The sequence below is a fragment of the Mesobacillus subterraneus genome (assembly GCF_000934845.1).
Lineage (GTDB): Bacteria > Bacillota > Bacilli > Bacillales > Cytobacillaceae > Mesobacillus > Mesobacillus stamsii.
In genome coordinates, this window is record NZ_JXIQ01000196.1 from 1 (window position 1) to 11,410 (window position 11,410).

The window sequence follows — 11,410 nt, forward strand, 5'->3', positions numbered from 1 at the left end:
TAAAAACCCGTGGCCGTAATCAGATAACACATTATAATCCTCATCTTTAAAATATGATTGGCTTGCCCACCAGCGTCTCGAGGAGTTAGGAGCCGTAGCTAGGACAAACGACTCGAGCGGCTGGAGCTGGAGCTGGACAATTCTCGAAGTGAATTTTATACTTTTGTTTGGAAATAGAAATTCATTTTCAATGTCGATGGTGGCTACGGATTCGTAGCCATGGTGAGTTCTTATTTTATAAAAAAAGCTGGTTCAATTCCAAATAAATGGAATCGAACCAGCTTTTTTGTTTGGTCGATAAAATTTTCAGTGACTTTTGAACTTTAGTTATTTTTAAGTTTTTCTAGTTCGAACAAGAATTTATCGTTCAATACTTTAATGTATGTTCCTTTCATTCCTAAGGAACGTGATTCTATAACGCCTGCACTTTCAAGCTTGCGCAATGCATTTACAATGACTGAACGAGTGATGCCGACTCTGTCAGCGATTTTGGATGCAACGAGTAAGCCTTCTTTTCCGTTTAGTTCTTCAAAGATGTGCTCGATTGCTTCCAGTTCGCTGTAGGATAGGGAACTGATCGCCATTTGAACGACAGCTTTGCTTCGTGCCTCCCCCTCGATCTCTTCGGCTTTTTCGCGCAGGATTTCCATTCCAACGACCGTTGCGCCGTATTCAGCGAGGATTAGATCATCGTCATGGAACTGTTCTTGGAGACGAGCTAGGATTAAGGTTCCGAGGCGATCACCACCGCCAATGATTGGCACGATGGTAGTCAATCCGCTTTTGAATAAATCTTTGTTTTCAACCGGGAATGCTGTATACTCACTGTCCACATCCAAATTTGGTGAAGTCACCTGGATGTTGAACAAGTTTTTCGTATAATCCTCTGGGAATTGACGATCTTCAAGCATTTTCACCATTCGCTCGTTTTCAATCTGCTGGTTAATTGCGAAGCCAAGCAGTTTCCCTCTCCGGCTGACAACAAAAATATTTGCTTCGATTACTTCACTAAGTGTCTCTGACATTTCTTTGAAGTTCACTGGTTTCCCGGCAGCTTTTTGGAGCAGGGCATTAATTTTTCTAGTTTTCGTTAGTAAGTCCATTGTTTCTTCCTCCTATTTTGCTTTAAACAAAATAACATTATTTTTCTTATTTAGCTAATTTCGATTCCTTAGCACAATAGGCAGCTTTTATTTGTCTACCCTATTGAGTATGCTTTAAAACGAGAACATTATAAGATGAACTGGCTTAAATCTTTATTCCTTGAGATAGCGCCTAGTTTTTCTTCCACATATTGTGGAGTGATTGCCACTTTTTCCATATGGATGTCTGGCGCTTCAAAACTCAGATCTTCGAGAAGCTTTTCTAGGATCGTTTGCAGCCTTCTAGCTCCAATATTATCCGTATTCTGATTCACTTCATATGCGACTTCTGCTATCTTACGAATAGCATCGTCAGAAAATTCAATTTGTATACCTTCAGTTGCCAATAAAGCTTCATATTGCTTTGTTAAAGCATTATCTGGTTCAACCAGAATTCGATAAAAATCATCGACTGTCAGTTTAGTTAATTCGACGCGGATCGGGAAACGACCTTGTAGTTCCGGTATCAAATCGGATGGTTTTGCCGTGTGGAAGGCACCCGCAGCGACAAATAAGATGTAATCCGTTTTTACCGGACCATATTTTGTATTAACCGTTGACCCTTCTACTATTGGCAGGATGTCTCTTTGAACACCCTCTCGTGAGACGTCCGCGCTGGAACTGCCAGAATTCTTGCTGGCGATTTTGTCGATTTCATCAATGAAAATGATCCCCATCTGCTCAGCTCGATAAGTAGCTTCCTGAGTAACCTCATCCATGTCAATCAGCTTTTGTGCTTCCTCATTGATCAGTAACTTTCTCGCCTCACGTACTGGAAGTTTTCGTTTCTTTCGTTTTTTCGGCATTAAGCCGCCTAATGCATCCTGCATGTTCATTCCCATCTGTTCCATTCCAGAACCTTGGAGCATATCAAACATAGAGGGGGCCTGTTCTTCGACTTCAACGGTTACCAGCTCATCTTCCAGTTCTCCTTGTTCGAGTCTCTGCTTGATTGTTTTTCTTTTTTCTAATAAACCCATATCCTCTGACTGGCTTGTTTCTTGCTCAGGCTGTTGCTGATTCCCGCCAAAGAGCATTTCCAATGGGTTTTTATAATTTACCGTTTTTTTCATTGATGGAACCAGAAGCTCGACAAGGCGGCGATTAGCATTATCTTCTGCTGGTTCCTTGACTTTCTCCATCTTCTCTTCTTTCACAAGTCTGATCGAGGTTTCCACGAGATCCCTGACCATTGATTCCACATCTCGTCCCACATAGCCGACTTCGGTAAATTTAGTGGCTTCCACCTTGACGAAAGGAGCGCCAACCAATTTGGCCATCCTTCTTGCTATTTCCGTTTTGCCAACGCCTGTAGGTCCGATCATCAAGATGTTCTTAGGAATGATTTCATCTCTGATATTTTCAGCGAGCAATCCACGGCGATACCTGTTCCTAAGAGCAACTGCCACTGCTTTTTTTGCATCTTTTTGTCCAATTATATACTGGTCCAGCTTTTCAACGATCTGCCTCGGAGTTAAATTTGTTGGTTGTTTCACACTCTTCACTCCTTCTTTCATTACAGTTCTTCCACAATGATATGGTGATTTGTGTAAACACAAATATCAGCTGCAATTTCCAATGAAGACTTCGCGATTTCTTTTGCTGTCAAATGATCCCCAGCATATTGTTTTAACGCACGGCCTGCTGCTAAAGCATAGTTGCCGCCAGAACCGATGGCAAGAATGCCGTCATCAGGTTCAATTACTTCCCCTGTTCCGGAAATCAGCAGCATGTCTGTGTCATTCATCACAATCAGCATCGCTTCTAGCTGCCGAAGGACTTTGTCACTCCTCCACTGTTTAGCGAGCTCTACCGCTGCCCTTTGGAGATTGCCATTGTATTCCTCCAGCTTTCCTTCAAACTTCTCAAACAAAGTGAATGCATCAGCAACCGAACCTGCAAAACCGGCAATTACTTTCCCATTAAACAACTTGCGGACCTTCTTTGCTGTGTGTTTCATCACTACAGCATTGCCCAAAGTAACCTGACCATCGCCTGACATGGCGCATTGCCCTTTGTGTTGAACAGCAAATATCGTAGTGGCATGGAATTCCGACATCTTAACGTCCTCCTTTTGGCTTATGCCCTCGGGTGGTGTGCTAAATAAATACTGCGTAAATGTTCCTTTGTAACATGGGTATAAACTTGCGTAGAAGACAGGAAAGCATGGCCAAGAAGTTCCTGGACTGTTCTCATATCTGCCCCGTTGCTCATCATATGTGTCGCAAAGGAATGTCGTAATTTATGCGGATGGATTTTTCCGGTAAGAGCAGACTTTTCAATCAGCTTATTCAGAACGTCCCTGATCCCTCTATCTGTAAGCGGCCCGCCTCGAAAATTCACAAACAAATAGCCGTGGTCATCCTTTCCGTTCAGCAAGTCTGGTCTCCCATTCTTTATGTAGTCTTCCATCGCATCTTGAGCAAAACTTCCGAAAGGTACATATCGATCCTTTTTCCTTTTTCCATGAATCAAAACAGTCGATAGCGATAAATCTACTTCCTTCACCTGGATGTTACTGCACTCACCTACTCGGATTCCCGTCGCATAAAGCAGCTCCAGAAGTGTTTTGTTCCGTTTTCCAAGAGCTGTTTCGGTTTCACATGCTTCGAACAGTTGAGCAAGCTCCTCTTCATAAAAAAAATCCGGCAGCCGCTTTTCCAGTTTTGGGATGGATACAAGTGAAAATGGATTGTCTTCGACCATTTTTTCACGCAGCAAAAACTTATAAAAGCTGCGCATGCAGGAAATTTTCCGTGCAACTGATTTTCTGGAGAGCTGCTGATCAAACAATTTTGTCAGGTAAATTCTTATATCCGCATACTCCACATCATTCAGACCTGTAAGCCCTTGTTCAGACATGAACAAAAAGAATCCCCTAATATCCTGTTGGTAATGTTCAATTGTATATTGTGAGTAGTTTTTCTCAATTTGTAAATATTCAATAAATAACTTTAAAGAATTGTTCACATTTGCTTCCATCTCATCACCTCACAAGGGCTATTAAATAGTATCATATTTGTATAGCCACCGCAACCAACTTTACAAATTTTTCACAAAGTTCTGAATTGTTCCCAATGCTCTGGAAGCATGTTGCTCATTTCGTTCCTGCTTCGATCTGATTTTATCTGGAAGATCAGGGAAAAGACCGAAATTTGCGTTCATTGGCTGGAAGTTTTTCGCGTTTGTAGTTGTAATATATCTAGCCATGCTGCCCATAGCTGTTTCATGCGGGAATTCTACCGGCGCTTCACCTTTTACAAGACGTGCAGCATTTATTCCAGCAATCAGGCCGCTGGCTGCTGATTCAACATAACCTTCTACACCTGTCATTTGTCCGGCAAAAAACAAATCTTCTCTTTTCCTGAATTGATAGGTTGCTTTTAACACCTTAGGTGAGTTGATAAATGTGTTACGATGCATCACACCGTAGCGGACGATTTCAACGTTCTCCAAACCGGGAATCAATTGAATTACTTCCTTTTGTGGTCCCCATTTAAGATGTGTCTGGAAGCCAACAATATTATAAAGAGTTCCGGCTGCATCATCCTGGCGAAGCTGCACCACGGCGTATGGTCTTTTCCCTGTTCTGGGATCTTCTAGACCTACTGGCTTCATCGGGCCAAATAACATCGTTTTTCTTCCTCTTTGCGCCATTACCTCAATCGGCATGCATCCTTCGAAAAAGACTTCTTTTTCAAATTCCTTTAGCGGAACTGTCTCAGCGGAGATCAGAGCGTCATAAAAACGGTCGAATTCTTCTTCTGTCATGGGACAGTTTAAGTATGCCGCTTCTCCTTTATCATATCGGGATTTAAGATAGACCTTATCCATATCAATACTATCTTTCTCAAGAATTGGAGCTGCCGCGTCATAAAAATAAAGATATTCTTCCCCAGTAAGCTGTTTCAATTGTTCTGACAAAGCCGGGCTTGTCAATGGCCCCGTGGCAATGACGGTCGGTCCTTGGGGAATTTCCGTGATTTCTTCCTTAAAAACAGTAACATTCGGATGATCCTTCACACGGTTCGTAACAAGTGCTGCAAATTCATGCCGATCTACCGCCAAAGCACCGCCAGCTGGAACAGCACAGGCATCTGCAGCTCCGATAATAACAGAGTTTAACATTCTCATTTCTTCCTTCAACACTCCAACCGCGTTTGTTAACGTATTCGCGCGTAAAGAATTACTGCATACAAGCTCGGCAAATTTATCGGTATGATGGGCAGGTGTCTGCTTCAATGGCCTCATCTCATATAGGTTGACTTTAATGCCTCTCTCAGCAAGCTGCCAAGCCGCTTCACTTCCGGCCAAACCAGCACCAACGACATTTACTGTTGCTTCTGTCATATCTATTTCCTCCATTGATATAAAAAAAGTATCCTTTTTAAACTTCGCGTATTTCTCCAATGACAGGCTATGTCACATGAACAATGATCAAAAATCTAATTATACCATCTGCCTTTATTTAAAGCTTCCATTATCTATTCATCTTACTTATTTTTCCCTTGAATCCGATAGTATTTCTTAACAAGTACTGAGTGGCCAGACAACGAAATCGTGCCTCTTACAACCATAAAAAGTGAGCTCATGGCTCACTCTAGCTTTGTGGTTCTTCTTTGTAATCACATTCTGTGCATTGAACCTGGACACCTTTTTTAAGCTTTTTCTCGACTAGCATATTGTCACATTTCGGGCATTTCCTTGCAAGTGGTTTGTCCCAGGAGAGGAAGTCACACTCTGGATAGCGGTCACAACCGTAAAAAATCCGGCGTTTCTTGCTTTTTCGCTCGATGATGTTTCCTTCTTCACATTTCGGGCACTTGACTCCTATATCCTTGACAATTGCCTTCGTGTTCCGACATTCAGGGAAATTGCTGCAGGCCATGAACTTTCCGTAACGCCCCATTTTAAAGACCATTGGTGAGCCGCACAGATCACAATCTTCGCCGGCAGGTTCATCCTTGATTTCGATTTCCTGCATTTCTTTCTCCGCTATTTCAAGACTTTTTTCAAAATCCCGATAAAATTCATCAATGACCTTGACCCAATTAATTTTTCCTTCCTCGACGTGGTCAAGGTTATCCTCCATTTTCGCTGTAAATTCCAAATCAAGGATCTCTGGAAAAAATTCCAACATCAATTCATGAATAACCTCGCCCAGTTCCGTTGGTACAAATCGTTTATTATCAAGGGATACATAGCCTCTTTTCTGGATTGTATCCAGAGTAGGCGCATAGGTTGATGGCCGTCCAATCCCCATTTCTTCCAGCGTCCTAACAAGTCTTGCTTCTGTATACCTTGGAGGAGGCTGTGTAAAATGCTGCTTCGATTCGAACTCTTTCTTGATGACTTCGTCTCCTTCCTGCAGATCAGGAAGGTATTTATCTTTCTCTTCAACCTGGTCATCCGTTCCTTCTACGTATACCTTCATGAACCCGGCGAATTTTACCTTTGAACCAGTCGCACGAAACGTAATCTCCCCATTTTTTAAATCAACGCTCATCGTATCCATAATTGCAGAGGCCATTTGGCTTGCGACAAACCGTTCCCAGATCAATTTATAAAGCCTGTACTGATCTCTTGAGAGAAATTCCTTTACCTTATCAGGAACTTTCATCGTGCTCGTTGGCCTGATCGCTTCGTGAGCATCCTGGGCATTTGTCTGCTTTTTCTCTTTCCTTGGCTCGGTTTGGATGAATTTTTCCCCATATTCGCCAATAATATATTCTTTTGCTTCTCTCTGAGCTAGTTCAGAAATTCTTGTGGAGTCCGTTCTCATATACGTAATCAATCCGACTGTTCCTTCTTTTCCAAGATCGATTCCTTCATAAAGCTGCTGCGCAAGCATCATCGTCTTCCTCGCACGGAAATTAAGTTTTCTTGCCGCTTCCTGTTGTAAGGAAGAAGTGATGAAAGGTGGTGCTGGATTTCTTTTCCTTTCCTTCTTCGTTACTGTATCAACGGTGAATTTATTCCCCTTCACTTGCTTGAGGATGTTTTTTACTTCTTCCTCTGACTTCAATTCGTTTTTATCCTTGCCAATCCCATAAAAGGATGCTTCAAATCCAACTTTCCCTTTTAGGAATTCAGCGCTGATTGACCAATATTCCTCTGGCTCAAAAGCAGCGATTTCTTTTTCGCGATCGATGATCATCCTTAGCGCAACGGATTGCACTCGGCCTGCGCTCAGCCCTTTCTTTACCTTCTTCCAAAGCAACGGGCTAATATTGTAACCTACCAGCCTGTCTAATACACGTCGCGCCTGCTGAGCATCTACTAGGTCCATATTGATTGCCCTCGGGTGTTTAAAAGATTCTTGGATGGCATCCTTAGTAATCTCATTGAATACGACCCGACAATCAGAATGAACATCTACATTAAGGCTTTGTGCTAAATGCCAGGCAATTGCTTCCCCTTCCCTGTCGGGGTCAGCTGCGAGATAGACTTTCTTTGCTTTTTTTGCTGCAGATTTCAATTCCTTCAGTACGGGACCCTTGCCCCTAATGGTAATATATTTTGGGTTATAATTATTTTCTGTATCAATTCCCATCTGGCTCTTGGGCAAATCAATTAAGTGCCCCATCGAAGCCTTTACTTTATACTTTTTTCCAAGATAACGCTCGATCGTCTTAGCCTTAGCCGGCGATTCGACGATTACTAAAAACTCTGACATCCATTTGTCCTCCTTAGAGGGATAAAATTATCATCAATTATGATTGATATATCCTGAAATTGTCAAATACACCTTAAAAGAAAACGATTTCAACTAATTAAGAGATTTTGAAATACCTGATGCAAAATGTATACCAGAATGAAAATTATTTCAACCTTTTTATTGCAATTCTGTTCTAAAATTATTATTTTCTTCCAAAATCGCGTAAATTCTAACAAACTTATCAGCTAAAATCTGCCTATTTCATTTTTGGAGTCACTTTCGTTCCCTTCAAAATTCCTCGAGAATATCCTCTGCGCTTTTTATTAGTTTAGCGCCCTGCTGTATCAAATAGTGAACTCCATCGGAATCCGGGGTCAAAATACTTCCAGGAATAGCAAACACATTTCTGCCTTCGTTCAAAGCAAAATCTGCGGTGATCAAGGAACCGCTTCTTTTCCTTGCCTCAACAACCAGTGTACCCTCTGAAAGGCCGCTGATAATCCTGTTTCGCATCGGAAAATGCCATTTTTCCGGGCGGGTTGCTGGAGGATATTCCGATAAGACAAGCTGAGTTTCCATCATATATTCTGCCAGCTTGCTATTTTCCTTAGGATATAAGTGCTGAAAGCCACCAGCAATCACACCGATTGTTTTCCCACCCAGTTTGATCGCTGTCTTATGAGCATGCGCATCGATCCCTTTTGCAAGGCCACTTACAATCACAATATTCCTTTTTATTAATGAAGGAAACAAAAAATCAATCGATTTATACCCATAGTCGGTTGCATTTCGAGAACCAACAACGGCCAGAGAGTCGGTTATTTTCAGCATGGAAAGATTCCCTTTTGCGAAAAGGATCCATGGAGGCTGGTAGATATTCTTGAGTTTCTCAGGATATTCATCGTCAAAGATAGTGATTAGATGGATGTTTTGTGAGGAGTAATGATAAAGAAGTCGGTCAACGGAAATAAGCTGAAGGTCTCGGTGGAGTTGTTGAGTGTAAGCTGGATTGTTAAAGGCATTTTCAGTTTCTTCCCCTCTATTCCCTGATGCCTCGTATTTCAGGATAGAATAGATTTCTTTCCAGCTTGCCTTTCTACTGTGGACAAGCTGAATCAATTTCCTTTTAAATTCGTCCATTTTCTTCCCCCCTGGGATTAACAAACAGCCCCTCCGTTCAGAGGGACTGCTGATTGGTTATCCTAATGTGTTTTGCATTTATCGTACAAGCCTTGCTCCTTCAATACGCCGATCAGCGTTTCACCCATGACAGACGGAGTATCAGCTACCTTGATACCGCATTCGTTCATGACGCGGATCTTTTCATCTGCTGTACCCTTTCCGCCTGAAATGATCGCTCCAGCGTGCCCCATGCGCTTCCCTGGAGGCGCTGTTCTCCCGCCGATGAAGCCGACAACTGGTTTTGTCATGTTTGCCTTGACCCACTCAGCCGCTTCTTCTTCAGCCGTACCGCCGATTTCTCCAATCATGATAACGGCAAATGTGTCTGGGTCTTCATTGAACGCTTTTAAAACATCGATGAAGTTTGTTCCGTTTACCGGATCTCCGCCGATTCCTACCGCTGTGGACTGGCCGAGTCCAGCCTGAGTCAACTGGTGTACAGCTTCGTATGTCAATGTCCCGGAACGTGAGACAACCCCTACATGTCCTTTCGTATGGATATACCCTGGCATGATCCCAATTTTGCATTCTTCAGGAGTAATAACACCAGGGCAGTTAGGGCCGATCAGTCGGGTCTTCTTGCCTTCCATATAACGTTTCACCTTGACCATATCCAAAACCGGGATATGTTCGGTGATACAGATAGCCAGATCAAGCTCTGCGTCCACAGCTTCAATGATCGCATCTGCTGCAAATGGTGCAGGTACATAAATGACAGATGCAGTAGCACCAGTCGTTTCAACAGCTTCTTTCACAGTGTTAAATACTGGTACGCCTTCTACTTCTGTACCACCCTTGCCAGGAGATGTTCCCCCAACAATTTTTGTACCATATTCAAGCATTTGTTTTGTATGGAAAAGGGCTGTCGAACCTGTAATTCCTTGAACAAGGACCTTTGTAGCTTTATCAATAAATACACTCATGTCTAATTCTCCTTTCGATCCTACTTAACTAATGAAACAATTCTTTCAGCGCCGTCTGCCATCGATTCAGCAGCAATGATATTCAAGCCCGATTCATTTAGAATTTGTTTTCCAAGATCAACGTTCGTACCTTCCAGTCGAACGACAAGCGGAACCTGTAGGCCAACCTGCTTGGCAGCTTCCACAACACCTGTAGCAATGACATCACACTTCATGATGCCGCCGAAGATATTAACAAAGATTCCTTTTACATTTGGATCGGAAAGGATAATTTTGAATGCCTCTGTTACTTTCTCAGCAGTTGCGCCGCCCCCAACATCAAGGAAGTTGGCGGGGTCTCCGCTATAATGCTTGACGATGTCCATCGTTGCCATCGCAAGACCGGCACCGTTCACCATGCAGCCAATATTTCCATTTAAAGAAATATAACTTAAGTCATACTTCGATGCTTCGATTTCCTTTGGATCTTCTTCCTCAAGATCACGATACTCAAGGACATCCTTCTGGCGGTATAAAGCATTTTCATCGAAGTTCAGTTTCGCATCAAGAGCGATTACCTGACCGTCACCTGTAACAACAAGCGGGTTGATTTCAGCAATCGAACAATCTTTTTCGATATATGCAGTGTACAGGCCCATCATGAATTTGACAGCCTGGTTGATAAGCTCTTTTGGAATATTGATCTGGAAAGCGATACGGCGAGCTTGGTATGGCATCAAGCCAAGCACAGGATCGATTTCTTCTTTGAAGATTTTTTCAGGAGTTGCTTCAGCAACCTCTTCAATTTCCGTTCCGCCTTCTTCTGAAGCCATCAAGACAACTCTTGAAGTTGCACGGTCAAGTACTAAACCTACGTAGTACTCCTTCTTGATGTCACAGCCTTCTTCAATCAGCAGACGTTTTACTTCCTTGCCTTCTGGACCAGTCTGGTGAGTAACCAGCGTCTTACCCAGGATTTCCGAAGCATATGTACGCACTTCATCAAGGTTTTTCGCAACCTTGACACCGCCAGCTTTTCCCCTTCCGCCAGCGTGAATCTGAGCTTTCACTACTACTACTGATGAGCCAAGCTCCTTAGCTGCTTCAACAGCTTCCTCCACTGTAAAAGCAACCTTTCCATTTGGTACTTTTACCCCATATTTTCTGAGGATTTCTTTTCCTTGATACTCATGGACATTCATTTCCCATCCTCCTATCTATTAGAAAAACCCGTCCAAGACGACCTGAAAATGTTTTCCTAAATAGAAAATATCATTCATTTCAATTTTGAAAAAATAGACTGCGCTTTCATTTTATATAATGAAATATTGATTGTCTACCTTTATGAATTAAATAAAATATTTATCTCAAAAAAGTATCCAGTTTAACGAAACTCCATGGGAAAAGCAGCGATGACAAGCTATTACCGTTTTAAAATCGGAAACCCGTTGACAAGGAAAGCGCAAGCGCCTTTCTGATTGTGGCAACTTCCTAGTGGCAACCACCTTTCTACTCGCCGTTTCCTT

The 11,410-nt window shown here is 42.5% G+C and carries 9 protein-coding genes; all 9 read right to left on the bottom strand.

Going from position 1 to position 11,410, the window contains the following annotated elements; all coding sequences use genetic code 11:
• Positions 1–323: 323 nt before the first annotated feature.
• Positions 324–1,103, bottom strand: coding sequence for a GTP-sensing pleiotropic transcriptional regulator CodY (gene codY, locus UB32_RS18490; protein WP_044396587.1), 780 nt, complete (start codon positions 1,101–1,103; stop codon positions 324–326).
• A gap of 128 nt (positions 1,104–1,231) precedes the next feature.
• Positions 1,232–2,638 (bottom strand): HslU--HslV peptidase ATPase subunit, encoded by a 1,407-nt coding sequence (gene hslU, locus UB32_RS18495; RefSeq protein ID WP_044396598.1) that lies wholly within the window; start codon positions 2,636–2,638, stop codon positions 1,232–1,234.
• A 20-nt stretch (positions 2,639–2,658) separates the two neighbouring features.
• Complete coding sequence (hslV, locus tag UB32_RS18500) at positions 2,659–3,201, bottom strand: ATP-dependent protease subunit HslV (RefSeq protein ID WP_044396589.1); 543 nt, start codon at positions 3,199–3,201, stop codon at positions 2,659–2,661.
• A 20-nt stretch (positions 3,202–3,221) separates the two neighbouring features.
• A complete protein-coding gene (gene xerC / locus UB32_RS18505) occupies positions 3,222–4,124 on the bottom strand; it encodes a tyrosine recombinase XerC (RefSeq protein WP_044396590.1) in 903 nt (300 codons plus the stop codon).
• Between the two features lie 60 nt (positions 4,125–4,184).
• Positions 4,185–5,492, bottom strand: a complete 1,308-nt coding sequence (gene trmFO / locus UB32_RS18510; protein WP_044396591.1) for an FADH(2)-oxidizing methylenetetrahydrofolate--tRNA-(uracil(54)-C(5))-methyltransferase TrmFO — start codon at positions 5,490–5,492, stop codon at positions 4,185–4,187.
• Positions 5,493–5,742: 250 nt separating this feature from the next.
• A complete protein-coding gene (gene topA / locus UB32_RS18515) occupies positions 5,743–7,818 on the bottom strand; it encodes a type I DNA topoisomerase (protein WP_044396592.1) in 2,076 nt (691 codons plus the stop codon).
• 270 nt (positions 7,819–8,088) lie between these two features.
• The gene (gene dprA / locus UB32_RS18520; protein WP_044396593.1) at positions 8,089–8,940 is read right to left on the bottom strand and encodes a DNA-processing protein DprA; all 852 of its coding nucleotides are present in this window, start codon (positions 8,938–8,940) and stop codon (positions 8,089–8,091) included.
• Positions 8,941–9,002: 62 nt separating this feature from the next.
• A complete protein-coding gene (gene sucD, locus UB32_RS18525; RefSeq protein ID WP_044396595.1) occupies positions 9,003–9,905 on the bottom strand; it encodes a succinate--CoA ligase subunit alpha in 903 nt (300 codons plus the stop codon).
• A gap of 20 nt (positions 9,906–9,925) precedes the next feature.
• Positions 9,926–11,086 carry an ADP-forming succinate--CoA ligase subunit beta gene (sucC, locus tag UB32_RS18530; RefSeq protein ID WP_044396597.1) on the bottom strand — a complete coding sequence of 387 codons (1,161 nt, stop codon included), beginning with the start codon at positions 11,084–11,086 and terminating at the stop codon, positions 9,926–9,928.
• Between the last annotated feature and the right edge of the window lie 324 nt (positions 11,087–11,410).

Bases quoted from the DNA above. Each gene is read 5' to 3' on its own strand.
- sucD (WP_044396595.1), bottom strand. From the start codon at position 9,905: ATGAGTGTATTTATTGATAAAGCTACAAAGGTCCTTGTTCAAGGAATT.
- xerC (WP_044396590.1), bottom strand. From the start codon at position 4,124: ATGGAAGCAAATGTGAACAATTCTTTAAAGTTATTTATTGAATATTTA.
- sucC (WP_044396597.1), bottom strand. From the start codon at position 11,086: ATGAATGTCCATGAGTATCAAGGAAAAGAAATCCTCAGAAAATATGGG.
- topA (WP_044396592.1), bottom strand. From the start codon at position 7,818: ATGTCAGAGTTTTTAGTAATCGTCGAATCGCCGGCTAAGGCTAAGACG.
- codY (WP_044396587.1), bottom strand. From the start codon at position 1,103: ATGGACTTACTAACGAAAACTAGAAAAATTAATGCCCTGCTCCAAAAA.
- trmFO (WP_044396591.1), bottom strand. From the start codon at position 5,492: ATGACAGAAGCAACAGTAAATGTCGTTGGTGCTGGTTTGGCCGGAAGT.
- dprA (WP_044396593.1), bottom strand. From the start codon at position 8,940: ATGGACGAATTTAAAAGGAAATTGATTCAGCTTGTCCACAGTAGAAAG.
- hslV (WP_044396589.1), bottom strand. From the start codon at position 3,201: ATGTCGGAATTCCATGCCACTACGATATTTGCTGTTCAACACAAAGGG.